Raw genomic sequence first — 19779 nt, forward strand, 5'->3', positions numbered from 1 at the left:
GGAATATGTCTTTCAATATCGGCCTTAGCGGTCTCTATGCAGCCAACAAACAACTGGACGTGACCGGCAACAACATCGCCAACGTCGCGACCGCCGGTTTCAAATCGTCCCGTGCAGAATTCGAAGACGTCTACTCGGCCACTCGCCTGGGCAGCGGCAGCAAGGTCATCGGCAACGGTGTGCGCCTGGCCAACGTCTCCCAGCAGTTCACCCAGGGTGACATTAACAACACCGGCAACGTGTTGGACATGGGCATCAACGGTTCCGGTTTCTTCACCATGAGCAACAACGGCGCGATCACCTACACCCGTGCCGGTACGTTCAAGGTCGATAACAACGGCTTCATCACCAACACCGACTACACCTCGCGCCTGCAAGGTTATGGTGTGGATGCCAACGGCAAGATCATCAACGGCGTGTTGACCGACCTGAAGATCGACACTTCGAACCTGGCGCCGAAATCGACTTCGCTGGTGACTTCGTCCATCAACCTGAACTCGTCGGCACCAGTGATCGACGATACAGTGGCAGCAGGCAAGTTCGACCCGGCGAAACTCGAAACCTACACCAAGTCCTTCAGCACGCCTATCTATGACTCTCAGGGCAACTCGCACGTCATGGATCAGTACATGGTGAAAACCGGCCAAAACACCTGGAAAGTCTACACCCTGGTGGACGGGCGCAATCCGGATGCAACCGGCAGCGATCCAACCAAGACCGCCCCGACTGCTTCGACACTGACGTTCGACAGTTCGGGCAATCTCACTCAGGTCAGCACGCCTAACCCGGCAGATCCGACCAAGCCGATCATCAGCAGCGATTTGAAGCTGACCGGCTGGGTACCGGGTAAAGTGATTGACGGCACCTTCACGCCAAACGGTGCGTCTGCCAACGCCAATGGCGTGACCATTTCCATGGCCAAGACCACTCAGTTCAACGCTGATACCGCGCGTTCGATCCCGACTCAGGATGGTTATGCCACTGGCCAGATCACCAACCTGACCATCGACGGCACCGGTACGCTGTTCGCCAACTTCAGCAACAACCAGAGCAAGGCCATCGGCCAGGTTGCGCTGGCCAGCTTCACCAACGAACAAGGCCTCCAGGCTGTCGGCGGTACCAGCTGGAAAGAGACTTTTGCCTCGGGTATCCCGGGTTACGATGCGCCGGAAACCGGTACGCTGGGTTCGATCGCGTCCAACTCGCTGGAAGAGTCCAACGTTAACCTGACCAACGAGCTGGTGGACCTGATCAAGGGCCAGAGCAACTATCAGGCGAACGCCAAGACCATTTCGACCCAGAGCACCATCATGCAGACCATCATTCAGATGACCTGATTGCGGTTTCTGGTTGTGTAAGGGAGCCCCTCTTTTTGAGGGGCTTTTTTGTGGACGGCTATCGGGTGGCGGTGGTTTTGATTGGGTGAATATCCGTTGCTTCGGGTGCTGCGGCTAGCGGTTTCGCCCTTACGGCGAGTCACTTTTTCAGACGCCAAAAAGTAACCAAAAGGCTGGGCCCCAGCGTTCGGCCCTCGCTTAGGCTCGGGTTCCTTCGCTGCGGGATTCATCCGGGGGCATCGCCTCCGGTTTGCTTCGCTGCACCTCCTCTCGATGTGTTTGGCTGCGCCAAACGGTCGCTGCGCTCCCACCCCCCGGATAAACCCCTCCACTCAGCCTGCCGACGGGGCCGGTACGGCAAGATCAAAAGCTTTCGGCGAGCTGACACTCGGCCATTGAGTGGGGCGGCTTTGCCGCATGGGCTCTACGCTTTCAGCCTGCTGGCGATAGCGGCCTGCCAGCCGACCAATCTTTAACTGACCGCATCCAATCCCAATGTGGGAGCTGACTTGCCAGCGATGGCGGCCTGCCAGATGTACTCATCCTCTGTAGGAGCTGCCGAAGGCCGCGATCTACTCGACAGCTCCTACAAATAAATGGCGGACAAAAGAAAACCCCCGACAAACCAGAAGTCTGTCGGGGGTTTCTTTTGTCTGGAAGAATCAGGCGTCTCGCGACGCCTGACCCGGCTCAGCTTATTGGCAAGCTTCGCAATCCGGCTCGTCGATCGCACAAGCCTTTGGCACTGGTGCCGGACCTGCCGGAGCGGCCAGAACCGAATCGTCGCCGTGGTTGCCGCCGCTGGAAACAGCGTTCAGCTTGCCGGTGTTGATGGTCGACTTCTCGGTGCTGGTCGCGGCCAGGGCACGGAGGTAGTAGGTGGTTTTCAGACCACGGTACCAGGCCATGCGGTAGGTCACGTCGAGCTTCTTGCCCGATGCGCCGGCGATGTACAGGTTCAGCGACTGGGCCTGGTCGATCCACTTCTGACGACGGCTGGCGGCGTCAACGATCCACTTGGTATCCACTTCGAACGCGGTCGCGTAGAGCTCTTTGAGTTCTTGCGGGATGCGCTCGATCTGCTGCACCGAACCGTCGTAGTACTTCAGGTCGTTGATCATGACCGAGTCCCACAGACCGCGTGCCTTGAGGTCGCGAACCAGGTACGGGTTGATCACGGTGAATTCGCCCGACAGGTTCGATTTCACATACAGGTTCTGGTAGGTCGGTTCGATCGACTGCGATACGCCGGTGATGTTGGCGATGGTCGCGGTCGGTGCGATGGCCATGATGTTGGAGTTACGAATGCCTTTCTGTACACGGGCGCGAACCGGTGCCCAGTCCAGGGTTTCGTTCAGGTCAACGTCGATGTACTTCTGGCCGCGTTGTTCGATCAGGATCTGTTGCGAATCCAGCGGCAGGATGCCTTTGGACCACAGCGAACCGTTGAAGGTCTCGTACGCGCCGCGCTCGTCAGCCAGGTCGCAGGACGCCTGGATCGCGTAGTAGCTGACCGCTTCCATCGACTTGTCGGCGAACTCGACGGCGGCGTCGGAACCGTAAGGGATGTGCTGCAGGTACAAAGCGTCCTGGAAGCCCATGATGCCCAGGCCGACCGGACGGTGGCGGAAGTTGGAGTTCTTCGCTTGCGGCACCGAGTAGTAGTTGATGTCGATCACGTTGTCGAGCATGCGCACGGCGGTGTTCACGGTGCGTTGCAGCTTGGCGGTGTCCAGCTTGCCGTCGACGATGTGGTTCGGCAGGTTGATCGAGCCCAGGTTGCAAACGGCGATCTCGTCCTTGTTGGTGTTCAAGGTGATCTCGGTGCACAGGTTCGAGCTGTGAACCACGCCGACGTGCTGCTGCGGGCTACGCAGGTTGCACGGGTCTTTGAAAGTCAGCCACGGGTGGCCGGTTTCGAACAGCATGGAGAGCATTTTGCGCCACAGGTCTTTGGCCTGAATGGTCTTGAACAGCTTGACCTTGCCCGGGTACTCGGTCAGGGCTTCGTAGTACTCGTAACGCTCTTCGAAGGCTTTACCGGTCAGGTCGTGCAGGTCCGGCACTTCGGATGGCGAGAACAGGGTCCACTTGCCGTCATCGAAGACACGCTTCATGAACAGGTCAGGGATCCAGTTGGCGGTGTTCATGTCGTGGGTACGACGACGATCATCACCGGTGTTCTTGCGCAGTTCGATGAACTCTTCGATGTCCATGTGCCAGGTTTCCAGGTAGGCACACACAGCGCCTTTGCGCTTGCCGCCCTGGTTAACGGCTACGGCGGTGTCGTTCACTACTTTGAGGAACGGAACCACGCCCTGCGACTTGCCGTTGGTGCCCTTGATGTACGAGCCCAGTGCGCGCACCGGGGTCCAGTCGTTGCCCAGGCCGCCAGCGAATTTCGACAACATGGCGTTGTCGTGGATCGCGTGGTAGATGCCCGACAGGTCGTCCGGAACGGTGGTCAGGTAGCAGCTCGACAGCTGTGGACGCAGGGTGCCGGCGTTGAACAGGGTCGGAGTCGAAGCCATGTAGTCGAAGGACGACAGCAGGTTGTAGAACTCGATCGCACGGTCTTCTTTCTGCTTCTCTTCGATCGCCAGGCCCATGGCCACGCGCATGAAGAAGATCTGCGGCAGTTCGAAACGCACGCCATCCTTGTGGATGAAGTAACGGTCGTACAGGGTCTGCAGGCCCAGGTAGGTGAATTGCTGATCGCGCTCGTGGTTGATCGCCTTGCCCAGTTTTTCCAGGTCGAAGGTGGCCAGCACAGGGTTCAGCAGTTCGAACTCGATACCTTTGGCGATGTAGGCCGGCAGCGCCTTGGCGTACAGGTCGGCCATTTCGTGGTGAGTGGCGCTTTCAGCCACTTCCAGGAAGCCCAGGCCTTCGGCACGCAGGGTGTCCATCAGCAGGCGAGCGGTGACGAACGAGTAGTTCGGCTCACGTTCAACCAGCGTACGCGCGGTCATCACCAGTGCAGTGTTGACGTCGTTCAGGGCCACGCCGTCGTACAGGTTTTTCAGGGTTTCGCGCTGGATCAGGTCGCCATCGACTTCGGCCAGGCCTTCGCAGGCTTCGGTAACGATGGTGTTCAGGCGGCCCATGTCCAGCGGCGCGAGGCTGCCGTCGGCACGGGTGATGCGGATCGACGGATGCGCGTTGACCGCAGCTTCCACCGGGGCGTGGGCAGCGCGTTCTTTCGAACGGCCGTCACGGTAGATCACGTAGTCGCGAGCGACTTTCTGCTCGCCGGCACGCATCAGGGCCAGTTCGACCTGGTCCTGGATTTCTTCGATGTGGATGGTGCCGCCCGACGGCATGCGACGCTTGAAAGTCGCGGTGACCTGTTCGGTCAGGCGGGCAACGGTGTCGTGGATTCGCGACGAAGCGGCAGCGGTGCCGCCCTCAACTGCGAGAAACGCTTTGGTGATAGCGACGGTGATCTTGTCATCGGTGTAAGGAACGACAGTGCCATTACGCTTGATCACGCGCAGTTGACCAGGCGCGGTGGCGGCCAGATCCGAATTCGAATCGGCGGCCTGCGGCAAGGTGCCCTGCGGGTTCTCGCGAGTTGTGTCGGTTTGCATGGGTGTCTCCACGTTCTCTATGTTTGTTTGGGCACCATCAAGGTGCCCACCGTTCCGTCCTGAAGCACTACAACCGGCACGCGCCGGGCATAACGACTTCGGGACAGTTCAGGAAGGGGGCCTTGTGGGCGCCGCTTCCATGCCGAAGTCTTCGGTTCGCGCGATACGCGTGAGACCGCATTCCTTTCGGGGAGCAGATTCGTCACTGCAACACCCGTACCGTTATCGTCGTGTTCGACTGAAAAACGGTAGCCATCCGCAGGCGCGGTTTGGGCTTTGGAAAATACGTTTGGTTCAACCCGACAATGGCAATAAAAAGCCTTGAATTCACTGTCCGGTTTGTGTTTGGTTTTTTGCGAAAACCCCTACATGTAGGGGTTTTTTACGCACGGGCTACAAGATAATGCGTTTTGGGGGAGTATTGCAACGTATAGCCTGTGGATAAACCTGTGCGTAAATTGTGTGCGAAAGGGCTGATTCGCGTGTAGGCCGCGAACCTGCTGAGCTAGACCGTTTGTCACTGTTTTTCACTCGGGAAAAACGCTTCAGCGGATTTTTAAGGGCGCGAACCCTATCACAAAAAACCGCCTTGTCCGAACGCATTTGGCGACTTGTGTTCTGGCTGTACGCCGTTTATACAATCGAGCGGTGTTTACCCGTTCTTATCCTCCCGAAAGATGACAAAAAGACCGGAGGATCCGAATCTGCGGGCAACCGCACACCCGTGTAGGCGCTGCCGCAGGGGGCAGTGCGTTTCTGCCTTATTAATAACAACAGCAAGCAGAGGTCACCGGTGGAGCAAGAAGCCTGGCAGGTATTGATAGTCGAGGACGACCAGCGTCTGGCCGAACTCACCCGCGAATACCTGCAAGCCAATGGATTGCGCGTGGAGATCGAAGGCAACGGCGCGCTGGCGGCGGCGCGGATCATCAAGGAGCAGCCGGACCTGGTGATCCTCGACCTGATGCTGCCCGGTGAAGACGGCCTGAGCATCTGCCGCAAGGTGCGCGACCGTTATGACGGGCCGATCCTGATGCTCACCGCGCGCACCGACGATGCCGATCAGATCCAGGGGCTGGACCTCGGTGCCGATGATTACGTGTGCAAACCGGTGCGCCCACGGCTGTTGCTGGCGCGGATTCAGGCCTTGCTGCGACGCAGTGACACAGCCGAGCCGATCGCGGAAAAAAGCCGTCGTCTGCAATTCGGCCCGCTGGTGGTGGACAACGCTTTGCGCGAAGCCTGGCTCAGCGACAACGGTATCGAACTGACCAGCGCCGAGTTCGACCTGCTCTGGCTGCTGGTGTCGAACGCCGGGCGGATCCTCTCTCGCGAAGAAATCTTCACTGCGCTGCGCGGTATCGGTTACGACGGCCAGGATCGTTCGATCGATGTGCGCATCTCGCGCATTCGCCCGAAAATCGGTGATGACCCCGACCATCCGCGCCTGATCAAGACCATCCGCAGCAAAGGCTATCTGTTCGTTCCTGAAGCCTGTGTGGATCTGGCGCTGTGAACTCGATCTTTCTGCGCATCTATGGCGGCATGTGCGCGGCGCTGATTCTGGTGGCGGTGCTCGGCGTGCTGGCGCTGCACCTGCTCAATCAGGTGCGCAGCGAGCAATACCGCGAGCGCCTGGCCCATGGCACGTTTTCGCTGATGGCCGACAACCTGCAACCGATGAACGAAACCGAGCGCCATCGGGCGTTACTGGTCTGGGAGCGTCTGCTGGGGATTCCGCTGGCGCTGAAGAAGTTTTCCGAGACCGATCTGGATTTGTCCCAACGCACCCGGGTGCAGCGCGGTCAGGCGCTGGTGGAACAGACCGGCCCGCATGCGGCGCGGGTCTATCGACTGGTCAGCGACAAGGAACAACTGCTGCTGACCGGTGACGTGCAGCAGATCAGCGAGCAACTGGCCCGCGCGACTATTTATCTGCTGGCCGACGAACTGGTGCGTTTTCCGGTGGGCGAGCAGCCCAAACGGCTGGCGCAGTTAAAGGAAGAGAAGGGCTTCGGTTTCGATCTGCGACTGGTCACGGTCAACGAGGCCGACATGGACGAAGACCAGAGCCGCCGCGTGTCCGAGGGCGATACGGTAATGGCGCTGGGCAAGGGCGGCGACTCGATCCGGGTGTTTGCCGGCATGGTCGGCACGCCGTGGGTGCTGGAGATCGGTCCGCTGTATCAGATGAATCCGTACCCGCCGCAATGGCTGGTGCTGATTGCGGCCCTCGGTCTGACCTTGATCGGGCTGATCGTCTACTTGCTGGTGCGTCAGCTCGAACGGCGTTTGCGTGGCCTCGAAGCGGCGGCCACGCGCATCGCCAAGGGCAGTCTGGAAACCCGCGTGCCGGCCCGAGGGGCTGACTCGGTGGGGCGTCTCGCGTCGGCATTCAACGGCATGGCTGAGCACTTGCAGCAGTTGCTGGCGATCCAGCGCGAACTGGTGCGTGCGGTGTCCCACGAACTGCGCACGCCAGTGGCGCGCCTGCGTTTCGGGCTGGAGATGATCGGCTCGGCCACCACCCCGCAGGCGCTGGAAAAGTACCGCGAGGGCATGGATCACGACATCGAGGATCTCGATAAGCTGGTCGACGAAATGCTCACTTACGCGCGTCTGGAACAGGGTTCGCCGGCACTGACCTTTCAACGCATTGACCTCGATGCGCTGGTCAATCAGGTGATCGCAGAACTGGCGCCGTTGCGTGCCGAGGTCACGGTGCAGCGCGGGTTGTGCCTGTCAGCGGCGGACAACGATGGCGCCTGGGTCGAAGCCGAGCCGCGCTTCCTGCACCGCGCGTTGCAGAATCTGGTGAGCAACGCGATGCGCCATGCGCGCTCGAATGTCACGGTGAGTTATCAGGTCGGGCAGTTGCGCTGCCGGGTCGATGTCGAGGATGACGGGCCGGGCGTGCCGGAGGTGGCGTGGGAGCGGATCTTCACGCCGTTCCTGCGTCTGGATGACAGCCGCACGCGGGCCTCTGGTGGGCACGGGCTGGGGCTGTCGATTGTGCGGCGGATCATCCACTGGCATGACGGTCGGGCGCTGATCAACAAGAGCAAGAGTCTGGGTGGTGCTTGTTTCAGTCTGAGCTGGCCGCGGAATCAGGAGCGCCGTTGAGTTTTGTGGCGGTTTTGCCGGCCCCATCGCTGGCAAGCCAGCTCCCACAGGTTTCAGGGGTGTATCCAAAATCTGTGCTCACCACGGACACTGTGGGAGCTGGCTTGCCAGCGATGGGGGCCTCACTGGCGCAGAAAAACATCAGGCAGGAATGCTCACCAGACTTAACAACTGCCCCTCCTGCAGCCCGAACTGCGCCTCCAGCTCGGTGCCGTGACGCCATTCAGCGGACAGATCAGTCAGCAGACGCAACCGGACCTGACCCTGCTCCGTCCACTCCAGCACCTCGGCGTGCTCGAAATAAAAGCGCTTCTGCACAATCGGATACAGCGCCTTGAACAGGCTCTCTTTCACCGAAAACGTCAGGGTCACCAGCAACGCCAGTTGTTCCCGCGTACTGGCGGCCATGCGCTGCAGTTCCGCCGGCGTCAGAATCTCCCCGGCCAGGCGTTCGGCGCGCTCGGTCTCGAGCAGGTTTTCCAGATCCATGCCCAGCCCACGCCAGTGCCGCTTGTTGGCGACAATCGCTGCCGCACGCCCGGTGCTGTGGGTGATCGAGCCGCAGATGTGCGCCGGCCACACCGGCGCACGGTCTTCGCCAATCGCCGGAATCACGTTTGAGCCTTCCAGTTGCTGCAACGCGGCCCGGGCACAGATCCGCCCGGCAAGAAACTCGGCCTGCCGTTTGGCCACCGAGCGCTGAATGCTCGGCGGCGGCGCGATGGCGCTGCGCTGGAAGTCATCGCCGAGCAGTTGTTTCGGGTCGAAACGGGTACTCAGCAGGACGGTCTCGGGCAACGCGTTGGGCAACGGCCAATGGGCGTCGAGCGGGGTGCAGCAGGCGGGGAGGGACGGGGTTGGATTCATGGCGGGCATTTTGCCGGTTGAAGTCACGACTGGGTAGAGGCTGCACACTTTTGTGGCGAGGGAGCTTGCTCCCGCTGGGGGCAAAGCCCCCAAAATCTGTGGACGAGATCTGTCAGGTAAACCGCGTCGGCAGGTTTTTGCGACGGCTTCGCCGCCGAGCGGGAGCAAGCTCCCTCGCCACAGGGGCAACCGTCAGCTGAAGATCTTCTGGAAGAACGCCTTCATGTCCGCCCAGGATTTTTCATCGGCCGCCTTGTTGTAGCCGATATCCGGGCCACCGTGATCGCCGTGGCTCAAGCGATCGGCATCGGGATTGGTGAAACCGTGCTTGGCGCCGTCGAGGCTGACGAATCTGTAGTCGGCGCCGGCCTTGTCCATTTCAGCTTTGAACGCGGTGACGTTGTCGGCAGTGACCATGCTGTCCAGCGCGCCATGTTCGACCAGAATTTTCGCCTTCACACTGCCAGGTGTGGCCGGGGTGGTGGTCGCCAGCGCACCGTGGAAACTCACCACGCCCGCCAGCGGCTCGCCCTGACGCGCGGCGTTGAGCACCACGCCACCACCGAAGCAGTAACCGATGGCGGCGATTTTATTGACGTCGGTCTGCGGCTGCTTTTTCAGCAGGTTCAACCCGGCCTCGAAACGTTTGCTGGAGGCCGCAGCATCCTTGGTCGCGGCCTGCATGAACGCCATCGCATCCTTGGGATGTTCGGTGTTCTTGCCTTCGCCATACATGTCGATCGCCAGCGCGCTGTAACCCAGTTCGGCGAGGTCGCGGGCGCGGCGTTTGGCGTAATCGTTCAGGCCCCACCATTCATGCACCACCACCACGCCCGGGCGCTTGCCCTTGATCGCGTCGTCGTAGGCGTAATAGCCGATCAGTTTTGTGCCGTCGGCGCTCTGGTAGGGAATCTCCTGAGTCTTGATCGCAGCATTGGCCAGGCTGCTGGCAGCGAGCAAGGCGAGGGCGAGGAACAGGCGCATGGTCGGTCTCCTTATCGAAAGTAGTCAGGACAGCCTAGTCGATTTGATTCAGCGCAGGTTCAGAGAACGTTCAGGGCCGGTACAGGGGCAGGTCAGTAACCTTGCGCCATACCCAAACAGCACTGAGAAAGAGGAAACTCGATGACTCGTCTGAACAAACTGCTGCTGGCTTTCACCTTGTTGGGCTCCAGCATTGCGGCACACGCCGATGACACCACCAACTTCGCCGGCCTGACCTTTGGCCAGACCAGCGACAAAATCAAAAAGTCCCATGCACTGAACGACAACCTCGGCCACCCGGACGCCAGCGGCGCGATTGACGGCAACAACACCTACGGCGTACGCCTCGGTCAGCAAAACTCGCAAGGTCGTTACTACGCGACCTACGACAACGTGTCCGGTTCGCACAATGGCATTAAACTGCGCCAGGAAAACCTGCTGGGCAGCTACGATCTGTTCTATCCAGTGGGCGGCAGCACCAAACTGTTCGGTGGTGCAACGGCCGGTTTGACCAAGCTGACTCAGGACTCGCCGGGCTATAGCCGTGACAGCGACATCGGTTACGCCGTCGGTGGCCAGTTCGGTGTGCTGCAACAAGTGGCGCAGAACGTTTCGGTGGAACTCGGTTACCGTTACCTGATGAGCAACGCCAGCACTGAAATGAAAGAGAGCGGTGGCAGCAAGCAAGGCTCGCTGGACTTGACCAGCAGCGCCCAGACTTACCTGTCGGCGAACTACGCTTTCTAAAGCGCGGTTCGCTCTAGACCCTGTGGGAGCGAGCTTGCTCGCGAAAGCCTTCTATCAGTCGACAACAATGTTGGCTGATACATCGCCTTCGCGAGCAAACCCGCTCCCACAGGTGCGTTGTTGGAGTTTTTGATTTACCCGGGAGAGCGTTATGAAACTGTTGGTCGTCGAAGATGAAGCGCTGTTGCGCCATCACCTGCAAACCCGCCTGACGGAGAGCGGTCACGTGGTCGAGTCCGTGGCCAATGCCGAAGAGGCGCTGTACCAGACCGGGCAGTTCAACTTCGATCTGGCGGTGATTGACCTCGGGCTGCCGGGCATGGGCGGTCTGGATCTGATCCGGCAGTTGCGCTCGAGCGGCAAGACCTTTCCGATCCTGATCCTCACCGCGCGCGGCAATTGGCAGGACAAGGTCGAAGGACTCGCCGCCGGTGCCGACGACTACGTGGTCAAGCCGTTCCAGTTCGAGGAACTCGACGCGCGCCTGAATGCCTTGCTGCGTCGCTCCAGCGGCTTCACCCAGTCGACCATCGTCGCCGGGCCGCTGTTGCTGGACCTCAATCGCAAGCAGGCGTCGCTGGATGAAGAGCCGCTGGCACTGACCGCCTACGAATACCGCATCCTCGAATACCTGATGCGCCACCACCAGCAAGTGGTGCCCAAGGATCGCCTGATGGAGCAGCTCTATCCGGATGACGACGAGCGTGATCCGAACGTGATCGAAGTGCTGGTCGGCCGTCTGCGCCGCAAGCTCGAAGGACCGGGCGGGTTCAAGCCGATCGACACCGTGCGCGGTCTTGGCTACCTGTTCAATGAGCGCTGCACTTGATTCGTTCTCTACGCGTTCGCTTGATGCTCGCCGCCACCACGTTGGCGGTGTTGTTCATGCTCGGCTTGCTGCCGGCCATGCAGGGCGCGTTCAGCCTGGCGCTGCAGGACTCGATCGAGCAGCGCCTGGCCTCGGACGTCACTACGCTGATCTCGGCGGCACGCGTCGACAGTGGCCATCTGGTGATGCCGGCGCAGCTGCCGGATGAGCGCTTCAACCTCACCGACAACCGCCTGCTCGGCTACATCTACGACCGCGAAGGCAAACTGGTCTGGCGCTCGAAAGGCACGCAGGAAGAGCAGATCAACTACAAGCCGCGTTACGACGGCATGGGCAACGAGTTCGCGCGGATCCGCGAGAGCAATGGCCAGGAGTTCTTCGTCTACGACGTCGAAGTCAAACTGCTCGGCGGTAAAAGTGCTGCGTTCAGCATCGTCGCTCTGCAACCGGTGCGCGAATACGAAAATACCCTCGAAGGCCTGCGCGAAAATCTCTACCTGGGCTTCGGCGCCGCATTGCTGGTGCTGCTGGCGCTGTTGTGGATCGGCCTGACCTGGGGCCTTAAGGCGCTACGCCGGCTCAGCCAGGAACTCGACGAAATCGAAAGCGGCACCCGTGAAAGTCTCACCGAACAGCATCCGCGCGAACTGCTGCGGCTGACCGGCTCGCTTAACCGTCTGCTGCACAGCGAACGCCAGCAACGCAGCCGCTACCGTGACTCCCTCGATGATCTGGCGCACAGCCTGAAAACCCCGCTGGCGGTGTTGCAAGGGGTCAGTGAAGACATGGCGCAACGCCCGGAAGATCGCGATCAGGCTTGGGTGCTGCAAACCCAGATCGAGCGCATGAGCCAGCAGATCAGCTATCAACTGCAGCGCGCCAGCTTGCGCAAAAGCGGTCTGGTGCGCCATCAGGTGCGTCTGCAACCGGTGCTCAAGAGCCTGTGCGACACGCTGGACAAGGTCTATCGCGACAAGCACGTACGGGTGGCGTTCGACCTGCCGGAACATTGCTATGTGCCGATCGAACAAGGCGCGCTGCTGGAGATGATGGGCAACCTGCTGGAGAACGCCTATCGCCTGTGCCTGGGCGAAGTGCGCATCAGCGTGCGCGAGAGCCTGGCCGGTATCGAGCTGTGCATCGAGGACGACGGCCCCGGCGTGCCGCCGAATCAGCGTGCGCGGATTCTTGAGCGTGGTGAGCGTCTGGACCGTCAGCATCCAGGGCAGGGCATCGGCCTGGCGGTGGTTAAGGACATCATCGAGAGCTACAACGCCAAGCTGATGCTCGGGGATTCGCCGATGGGCGGGGCGGCGTTCAGGATTCAGTTTCCTGCGGTTTAGGTGTTGGTCTTTCGGGCGCTATCGCTGGCAAGCCAGCTCCCACAGTGTCCGAGTCGAATACAAATTCCTTGAACGACATCAAAACCTGTGGGAGCTGGCTTGCCAGCGATGAGGCCAGTCAAGGCGCCACAGACGGCGAACAGATCACTGCTCCTGCGCCCGATACGCCCCCGGTGTCAGCCCGGTCCATTTCTTGAACGCCCGGTGAAACGCCGACGGCTCGGAAAACCCCAACTGCTCGGCAATCTGTTGCAACGACAGATCTGCCCGGCCCAGGTGATAAATGGCAATGTCGCGGCGCAACTGATCCTTCAATTCCTGAAAGCTGCTGCCTTCCTCACGCAAATGCCGACGCAGGGTTTGCGGGCTGATGTGCAACTGCGCGGCCACGGCTTCGAGGTCCGGCCACTGCGCGCTGTCGCGGCTGAGCAAGCGGCGCAGGCGACTGCTGAGGCTGTCGCCGTCGTCCGGGCGTGACAGCAGGTCGGCGGGGGAGCGTTCGAGGAAATGCTTCAGCGTGCGTTCATCCTGTAACAACGGCATGTGCAGATAGCGGCTGTGAAACAGCAGGCTGCTCTGCTTGGCCGAAAACACCAGCGGGCAGGGAAACAGCAGGTCGTATTCGGCACCGTGCGCCGGTTTCGGATAACTGAAGGTGGCCTGTTCCAGGCGAATGCGCTGGCCAATCAGCCAACTGCCGAGGCGATGCCAGATCACCAGCAGACTCTCGCTGAGAAAGTGATCCGGGTCCCACAACTGCGCATCATCGAGGCTCAGGCGCACCCATTCGTCTTCGCGGCTCAGGCTCAGGCGCGGGGCGTCGGGGAATAGGCTATAAAACAATAAACCGCGTTGCAGTGCCTTCTCCAGGCTGCGGCAGTGGATCAGGGCGTGGCACATCATCGCGAAGCTGCCGGGCTTGCTCGGCGCGTTGCCAAAACCCAGGTATTCGTCATCCAGCGCCAGCCACAGGCTCTGGATCAGTTGAGTGAATTGCTCCGGGGCAATCCTCGCCCGTGGTTCATCGAGCAACTCGGGGCTGATGCCCAGTTGCTGCAGCAGCGGCGCATAGTCGAACCCCGAACGGCGAGCGCCACCGAGGGCGGCGCGGGCGAAATGACTGGCGATGGTACGTTCGCGCATAAGCGGCAGATCCTTCCTCAAGCGCCGGATGGTAGCCGGGGCATGCGCAGGGCAACAAGGCGGATTTCCGCCAAATTGTAGGACGAGATCCGCTGAGTTGGCGGAAATCCGCCACACCTGCGTCACCGGGCAGTGACAAAAAATACTCTGCATCCCCTGATATCAAAAGGCTTGCAGCGAATTGCACCAAAGTGGCACGGCGTTTGCGATAAGAGCGACAGAAGTGTGCGTCTATCCCGCGGGAAAAACGCCGCTCGAACAACAAATCCCTCCAGTGCAGGAGGGTTCGCAATTCAGGTTCTGCGCTCAACAGATGGATGTTGCCCGCGGGACGCTTGAGGAAACTTGCAATGACGACTCGTCAGCCACTGTACAAATCCCTGTATTTCCAGGTGATCGTCGCAATCATCATCGGTATTGCGCTTGGTCACTACTACCCGCAGTTCGGTGTGGCGGTAAAGCCGCTGGGTGACGGGTTCATCAAGCTGATCAAAATGATCATCGCCCCGATCATCTTCTGCACCGTGGTCAGCGGTATCGCCGGCATGCAAAGCATGAAGTCGGTCGGCAAGACCGGCGGTTACGCACTCCTGTACTTCGAAATCGTTTCGACCATCGCCTTGCTGGTCGGTCTGATCGTGGTCAACATCGTGCAGCCGGGCAACGGCATGCACATCGACGTCAGCACCCTGGACGCCTCGAAAGTCGCGACCTACGTGCAGCAAGGCGCAGACCAGAGCGTTGTCGGCTTCCTGCTCAACGTGATCCCGACCACCATCGTCGGCGCGTTCGCCACCGGTGACATCCTGCAAGTGCTGATGTTCTCGGTGATCTTCGGTTTCGCCCTGCATCGCCTGGGTGACTACGGCCGTCCGATCCTCGACTTCATCGATCGCTTCGCCCACGTGATGTTCAACATCATCAACATGATCATGAAGCTCGCGCCGATCGGTGCCTTCGGTGCGATGGCGTTCACCATCGGTGCCTACGGTGTCGGTTCGCTGGTGCAGCTGGGTCAACTGATGGCCTGCTTCTACATCACTTGCGTGCTGTTCATCCTGATCGTGCTGGGCGCCATCGCTCGCATGCACGGCTTCAGCGTGCTGAAGATGATCCGCTACATCCGTGAAGAACTGCTGATCGTGCTGGGTACTTCCTCGTCGGAATCGGTACTGCCACGCATGCTGATCAAGATGGAGCGTCTGGGTGCGAAGAAATCGGTGGTGGGTCTGGTGATCCCGACCGGTTACTCGTTCAACCTCGACGGTACCGCGATCTACCTGACCATGGCTGCAGTGTTCATTGCGCAGGCCACCGACACGCACATGGACATCACCCATCAGATCACTCTGCTGGTGGTATTGCTGCTGTCGTCCAAAGGTGCCGCCGGTGTGACCGGTTCGGGCTTCATCGTGCTGGCCGCCACCCTGTCGGCGGTTGGTCACCTGCCGGTGGCCGGTCTGGCGCTGATTCTGGGTATCGACCGCTTCATGTCCGAAGCCCGCGCCCTGACCAACCTGGTCGGCAACGCCGTCGCGACCATCGTGGTTGCCAAGTGGGTGAAAGAGCTGGACACCGACGTATTGCAATCCGAGCTGGCCTCGGGTGGTCGCGGTATCGCTGACACCCGTCCGGAAGATGACCTGGGTGTGGCTGAAGGGGCTACTCCGAGCAACGTCAAGTAACTGCATTTGTTAATACCTTGTGGCGAGGGAGCTTGCTCCCGCTGGACTGCGCAGCAGGCCCCTCTTTGAAGAGCGGGGCCGCTTCGCGCCCCAGCGGGAGCAAGCTCCCTCGCCACAGGTGTCCTGAAAAACCTGCTTTGGCAGGTTTTTTATTGCCTGCGATTTGAGCATTACGGTCACTGCCGCTGATGCATCCGGTGATTGCCGTGCGCGGCAGCGCTGCCTAGGCTGGGTGTATCGCCCAAGGAGATCACCCATGTCCGCGCCGCTGGCCTCACTGAAGATTCTGGATTTCTCGACCCTGCTGCCGGGCCCGTTCGCCTCGCTGTTGCTGGCGGACATGGGCGCCGAAGTACTGCGCATCGAATCGCCGACCCGCATGGACCTGCTGCGGGTGCTGCCGCCCCACGATCAGGGCATGTCCGCCAGTCACGCTTATCTGAACCGCAACAAGCGCAGTCTGGCGCTGGATCTCAAGCAGCCGGAGGCGCTGGAGGTGGTCAGGCAGTTGCTGGCCGACTACGACATCGTGCTGGAACAGTTTCGTCCCGGTGTGATGGAGCGTCTGGGCCTGGGGTATGAGGCGCTGAAGGCGATCAACCCGAAACTGATTTACGTGTCGATCACCGGCTACGGCCAGACCGGGCCGTACAAGGATCGCGCCGGGCATGACATCAACTATCTGGCGCTGGCCGGTCTTTCCAGTTACACCGGCCGCGCCGACAGCGGGCCGTTGCCGCTGGGCATGCAGGTGGCGGATATCGCTGGCGGTTCGCTGCATGGGGTGATCGGCCTGCTGGCGGCGGTCATCGCCCGGCAGCAGAGCGGGCAGGGCACGCATCTGGACGTGAGCATGACCGATTGCGCCTTCAGCCTGAACGCCATGGCTGGCGCCGGGTATCTGGCCTGTGGCGAGGAGCCGCACTGGGAAGAGCAGATGCTCAATGGCGGCAGCTTCTACGACTACTACCGCACTCGCGACGGGCGCTGGTTGTCGGTGGGCAGTCTGGAACCGGGGTTCATGCAGCAACTGTGTTCGGCGTTGGGCCGGCCGGAGCTGGCGGCGCAGGGTTTGTCACCGAAACCTGAGCAGCAAAAGTTATTGAAGGACGCCCTGAAAGTCGAATTCGAAAAACACGACTTTGCCGAGCTGTGCGAACTGTTCGCCGGGGTCGACGCCTGTGTCGAACCGGTGTTGAACCTGAGCGAGGCGCTGCAGCATCCGCAGTTGCAGGCGCGGGAACTGGTGACTCAGGTGCCGCGTGGCGATGGCACGACACAGGCGCAGATCGCCTGTCCGCTGAAATTTTCCGAAGCGCTGCCGGCGCCGCGGCATGTCGGGGCGGGGTTGGGGCAACATACTGAGCAGGTGTTGGGGGAGCTGGGCTTTGGTGCTGAGCGGATTGCCGAGTTGCGGCGTGCCAAGGTGATTCTCTAGCGTCTGTACCGGCCTCTTCGCTGGCAAGCCAGCTCCCACAGTTTTTCGGGGTGTTCACAGACTCTGTGTACGACACAAAACCTGTGGGAGCTGGCTTGCCAGCGATGAGGCCCTCCAATGCAGCAACGAACCGGCTATTCGACGCGCATCTCACCACTGAACACCAAGGTGTTGCGACAACGCCGGCACAAATACCGCCGCCCCTGCCTTACCAGACTATGGCGCTGCGCCGAAAACGGAAAATCACTGTCGGCGCACGGGCATTTGTAGATGTAGCGGGTCACGCTGCGGCGTTTGATTGCATAGGTGTGGCAACGATCCGGCGGCAGCTCGTAAACCCCGCGCATGATCAGTTGCCACTCCTCGCCGTGCGGCTGGATGCGGTCGCCGAACAGTTGATGGGCGATCAGGTGCGCGACTTCGTGGGCCACGGTCTGCTTGAGGAAGTGTTCGGTGTTTTCCCGGTACAGCTGCGGATTGAAGCGCAGCAGGTTCTCGTGCAGATGCGCGACACCGGCTTTCTGCCCGCGCAGCTTGAGGCTGACGACGGGGCGTTGGAAATGACGTTTGAAAAAGGCTTCAGCGAGTTGGTAACAGTCTTCGACGCGGGTATTGAGTTGCTCGGGCATGCTTGATGGATCTCCAGAGGCGTCGAGTATGCCGCAACCTCCCGGACTTGCGAATCGCTGACCTGCCGAATGGTCATCCTGCATACGAGAAGGCCGCCTTGCGGCGGCCTGTATTGGCAGATCTTGTTTTTCTCGGGGTTGAAGCCTGTCAGTTGGTGTACACCGGCCCCACGCCGAGGCCCCAGACAATCACGGTGAACGCCATGATGGCCACCAGCACCACCAGACCCACCGCCAGCACCGAGCTGGAAAACAGGAAGCCTTCGTCCGACGGAATGTTCATGAACGTCGGCAGCCCCACGTAGAGCAGGTACACCGTGTAGCAGATGGCCGCCGTGCCGACGATCATCCCCAGCCACATGTGCGGATACAGCGCCGCCAGCCCGCCGACGAACAACGGCGTCGCGGTGTAGGTAGCGAAGGCCACGCAACGGGCCAGGCTCGGATTGGCGTCGTAGGTGCGCGCCATCCAGTGCACGAAGGCGCCCATCACCGCGACCCCGCCGAGCATCGCCAGGTACGACATCACCGTCATCCAGATCGCACTTTCGACGGTGAGCATCACCGGCGCGCGGTTGCCGATCACCCAGCCGACCTGCGTGGTGCCGATAAACGCCGAAATCGCCGGAATCGCCGCCAGAATCAGCGTGTGCGTCAGGTACATGTGGCTGATGCTTTCCTCTTGGTCGCCACGGATTTCCTTCCATTCCTGATCGGGGTGGGTAAAAAGTCCCACTACGTGATGGATCATGCCAGTCACTCCTCTTGTTATTGCCATCGCCCCCCAACGGAGCGCCTACGGGCCAAGGTGGCCGAGCAAATACAGGTCTTCAGATGTGTGCGACCTTATGTCGCAGTATAGAAAGGACTTAACCGCACAGGGACTAGGGGCTTAGAGCAAATCGCGCTGTAAACACGGGGTGTAATCGCGGCAGGGTCTTGCACATTTGAGGCCGGATCACTTCTGTGGCGAGGGAGCTTGCTCCCGCTCGGCTGCGCAGCAGTCGCCAATCCTTCCGGTTCGGTGTGTCAGGAAAATAGCGGGTGCGGGTTTGGAGGCGCTTCGCACCTCAGCGGGAGCAAGCTCCCTCGCCACAGAGGAGGTGAGTCAATGCGACCGCGGCCCTTCGCCCCCGGTGGGTTTTTGCGTAAAATGCCCGCCTTTCGTCACACCTCACGGATTTCGCGTCATGGGCACTCTTACGGTCAACCAGAACAAACTGCAAAAGCGCCTGCGCCGCCTGGCCGGCGAAGCGGTCGCCGATTTCAACATGATCGAAGACGGCGACAAGGTCATGGTCTGCCTGTCCGGGGGCAAGGACAGCTACACCATGCTCGACGTGCTGCTGCACCTGCAGAAGGTTGCACCGATCAAGTTCGAGATCGTCGCGGTGAACATGGACCAGAAGCAGCCGGGTTTCCCCGAGCACGTGCTGCCGGCCTACCTGAAAGAGCTGGGCGTCGAGTACCACATCGTCGAGAAAGACACCTACTCGGTGGTCAAGGAACTGGTGCCGGAAGGCAAGACCACCTGCTCGCTGTGCTCGCGCCTGCGTCGCGGTACGCTGTACACCTTTGCTGACGAAATCGGCGCGACCAAAATGGCCCTCGGTCACCATCGCGATGACATCGTCGAGACGTTCTTCCTCAACATGTTCTTCAACGGCACCCTCAAGGCAATGCCGCCGAAGCTGCGCGCCGATGACGGGCGCAACGTGGTGATCCGTCCGCTGGCCTACTGCAACGAGAAAGACATCCAGGCCTACTCGGACTTCAAGGAATTCCCGATCATCCCGTGCAACCTTTGCGGTTCGCAGGAAAACCTGCAGCGTCAGGTGGTCAAGGAAATGCTTCAGGACTGGGAACGCAAGACTCCGGGCCGAACTGAAAGCATCTTCCGCAGTCTGCAGAACGTGGTGCCGTCGCAACTGGCCGACCGCAACCTGTTCGACTTCACCAGCCTGAAGATCGACGAGACGGCGGCTTCGCGCTTCGTCAACGTCGTCAATCTGTAAACACTGTCCCTGTGGGAGCGAGCTTGCTCGCGAAGGCGGTGTATCAGTC

General features: G+C 60.6%; 15 protein-coding genes. 9 read left to right on the forward strand and 6 right to left on the reverse strand.

The window, feature by feature from the left end; all coding sequences use genetic code 11:
- Window positions 1-5 precede the first annotated feature (5 nt).
- Window positions 6-1337, forward strand: coding sequence for a flagellar hook protein FlgE (flgE, locus tag ACU680_RS03030; protein ID WP_367085418.1), 1332 nt, complete (start codon window positions 6-8; stop codon window positions 1335-1337).
- A gap of 695 nt (window positions 1338-2032) precedes the next feature.
- On the opposite strand, the gene ACU680_RS03035 is transcribed toward flgE, so the two are convergent.
- Window positions 2033-4927: a ribonucleoside-diphosphate reductase subunit alpha gene (locus tag ACU680_RS03035; protein WP_007968485.1), complete on the reverse strand. Its 2895-nt coding sequence runs from the start codon at window positions 4925-4927 to the stop codon at window positions 2033-2035.
- 793 nt (window positions 4928-5720) lie between these two features.
- Here ACU680_RS03035 and ACU680_RS03040 point away from each other — a divergent pair.
- Together ACU680_RS03040 and ACU680_RS03045 are read left to right on the forward strand one after the other, a co-directional pair.
- Entirely contained in the window at window positions 5721-6443 is a 723-nt protein-coding gene (locus tag ACU680_RS03040) for a response regulator (protein ID WP_007968483.1), read from the forward strand.
- Window positions 6440-8050, forward strand: coding sequence for an ATP-binding protein (locus ACU680_RS03045; protein WP_024164442.1), 1611 nt, complete (start codon window positions 6440-6442; stop codon window positions 8048-8050). The genes ACU680_RS03040 and ACU680_RS03045 overlap by 4 nt, the downstream gene beginning before the upstream one ends.
- A 141-nt stretch (window positions 8051-8191) precedes the next feature.
- Here ACU680_RS03045 and ACU680_RS03050 read toward each other — a convergent pair whose 3' ends face one another.
- Together ACU680_RS03050 and ACU680_RS03055 are read right to left on the reverse strand one after the other, a co-directional pair.
- Window positions 8192-8917 (reverse strand): 4'-phosphopantetheinyl transferase family protein, encoded by a 726-nt coding sequence (locus ACU680_RS03050; RefSeq protein WP_448178613.1) that lies wholly within the window; start codon window positions 8915-8917, stop codon window positions 8192-8194.
- Window positions 8918-9109: 192 nt separating this feature from the next.
- Window positions 9110-9901: a dienelactone hydrolase family protein gene (locus ACU680_RS03055; RefSeq protein ID WP_448178614.1), complete on the reverse strand. Its 792-nt coding sequence runs from the start codon at window positions 9899-9901 to the stop codon at window positions 9110-9112.
- 141 nt (window positions 9902-10042) lie between these two features.
- Between ACU680_RS03055 and ACU680_RS03060 the strand changes: the two genes are divergently transcribed.
- From ACU680_RS03060 to ACU680_RS03070, 3 genes are all read left to right on the forward strand, one after another.
- The gene (locus ACU680_RS03060) at window positions 10043-10648 is read left to right on the forward strand and encodes a hypothetical protein (RefSeq protein ID WP_448178615.1); all 606 of its coding nucleotides are present in this window, start codon (window positions 10043-10045) and stop codon (window positions 10646-10648) included.
- Window positions 10649-10799: 151 nt separating this feature from the next.
- Window positions 10800-11477 (forward strand): response regulator transcription factor, encoded by a 678-nt coding sequence (locus tag ACU680_RS03065; RefSeq protein ID WP_027612288.1) that lies wholly within the window; start codon window positions 10800-10802, stop codon window positions 11475-11477.
- Window positions 11474-12820 (forward strand): ATP-binding protein, encoded by a 1347-nt coding sequence (locus ACU680_RS03070; RefSeq protein WP_123588768.1) that lies wholly within the window; start codon window positions 11474-11476, stop codon window positions 12818-12820. Before ACU680_RS03065 ends, ACU680_RS03070 begins: the two co-directional genes overlap by 4 nt.
- Window positions 12821-12964: 144 nt before the next feature.
- On the opposite strand, the gene ACU680_RS03075 is transcribed toward ACU680_RS03070, so the two are convergent.
- A complete protein-coding gene (locus tag ACU680_RS03075; RefSeq protein WP_448178616.1) occupies window positions 12965-13963 on the reverse strand; it encodes an AraC family transcriptional regulator in 999 nt (332 codons plus the stop codon).
- A 350-nt stretch (window positions 13964-14313) separates the two neighbouring features.
- Here ACU680_RS03075 and ACU680_RS03080 point away from each other — a divergent pair, with 350 nt between their 5' ends.
- Entirely contained in the window at window positions 14314-15648 is a 1335-nt protein-coding gene (locus tag ACU680_RS03080; RefSeq protein WP_400764189.1) for a dicarboxylate/amino acid:cation symporter, read from the forward strand.
- Window positions 15649-15904: 256 nt separating this feature from the next.
- Window positions 15905-17086, forward strand: coding sequence for a CaiB/BaiF CoA transferase family protein (locus tag ACU680_RS03085; RefSeq protein WP_448178617.1), 1182 nt, complete (start codon window positions 15905-15907; stop codon window positions 17084-17086).
- A gap of 134 nt (window positions 17087-17220) precedes the next feature.
- Here ACU680_RS03085 and ACU680_RS03090 read toward each other — a convergent pair whose 3' ends face one another.
- Together ACU680_RS03090 and ACU680_RS03095 are read right to left on the reverse strand one after the other, a co-directional pair.
- Window positions 17221-17715 carry a SprT family zinc-dependent metalloprotease gene (locus tag ACU680_RS03090; RefSeq protein WP_003227192.1) on the reverse strand — a complete coding sequence of 165 codons (495 nt, stop codon included), beginning with the start codon at window positions 17713-17715 and terminating at the stop codon, window positions 17221-17223.
- Window positions 17716-17863: 148 nt separating this feature from the next.
- Window positions 17864-18466, reverse strand: coding sequence for a Yip1 family protein (locus ACU680_RS03095; protein ID WP_053122787.1), 603 nt, complete (start codon window positions 18464-18466; stop codon window positions 17864-17866).
- A gap of 439 nt (window positions 18467-18905) precedes the next feature.
- Between ACU680_RS03095 and ttcA the strand changes: the two genes are divergently transcribed.
- Window positions 18906-19730 (forward strand): tRNA 2-thiocytidine(32) synthetase TtcA, encoded by an 825-nt coding sequence (ttcA, locus tag ACU680_RS03100; protein WP_007968702.1) that lies wholly within the window; start codon window positions 18906-18908, stop codon window positions 19728-19730.
- Window positions 19731-19779 lie beyond the last annotated feature (49 nt).

This window comes from Pseudomonas sp. LF020, assembly GCF_053456425.1.

What these genes read in the sequence shown, in the direction of transcription:
- flgE (WP_367085418.1), top strand. Translation starts at nt 6, where the DNA reads ATGTCTTTCAATATCGGCCTTAGCGGTCTCTATGCAGCCAACAAACAA.
- ACU680_RS03035 (WP_007968485.1), bottom strand. Translation starts at nt 4,927, where the DNA reads ATGCAAACCGACACAACTCGCGAGAACCCGCAGGGCACCTTGCCGCAG.
- ACU680_RS03050 (WP_448178613.1), bottom strand. Translation starts at nt 8,917, where the DNA reads ATGAATCCAACCCCGTCCCTCCCCGCCTGCTGCACCCCGCTCGACGCC.
- ACU680_RS03055 (WP_448178614.1), bottom strand. Translation starts at nt 9,901, where the DNA reads ATGCGCCTGTTCCTCGCCCTCGCCTTGCTCGCTGCCAGCAGCCTGGCC.
- ACU680_RS03060 (WP_448178615.1), top strand. Translation starts at nt 10,043, where the DNA reads ATGACTCGTCTGAACAAACTGCTGCTGGCTTTCACCTTGTTGGGCTCC.
- ACU680_RS03065 (WP_027612288.1), top strand. Translation starts at nt 10,800, where the DNA reads ATGAAACTGTTGGTCGTCGAAGATGAAGCGCTGTTGCGCCATCACCTG.
- ACU680_RS03075 (WP_448178616.1), bottom strand. Translation starts at nt 13,963, where the DNA reads ATGCGCGAACGTACCATCGCCAGTCATTTCGCCCGCGCCGCCCTCGGT.
- ACU680_RS03080 (WP_400764189.1), top strand. Translation starts at nt 14,314, where the DNA reads ATGACGACTCGTCAGCCACTGTACAAATCCCTGTATTTCCAGGTGATC.
- ACU680_RS03085 (WP_448178617.1), top strand. Translation starts at nt 15,905, where the DNA reads ATGTCCGCGCCGCTGGCCTCACTGAAGATTCTGGATTTCTCGACCCTG.
- ACU680_RS03090 (WP_003227192.1), bottom strand. Translation starts at nt 17,715, where the DNA reads ATGCCCGAGCAACTCAATACCCGCGTCGAAGACTGTTACCAACTCGCT.
- ACU680_RS03095 (WP_053122787.1), bottom strand. Translation starts at nt 18,466, where the DNA reads ATGATCCATCACGTAGTGGGACTTTTTACCCACCCCGATCAGGAATGG.
- ttcA (WP_007968702.1), top strand. Translation starts at nt 18,906, where the DNA reads ATGGGCACTCTTACGGTCAACCAGAACAAACTGCAAAAGCGCCTGCGC.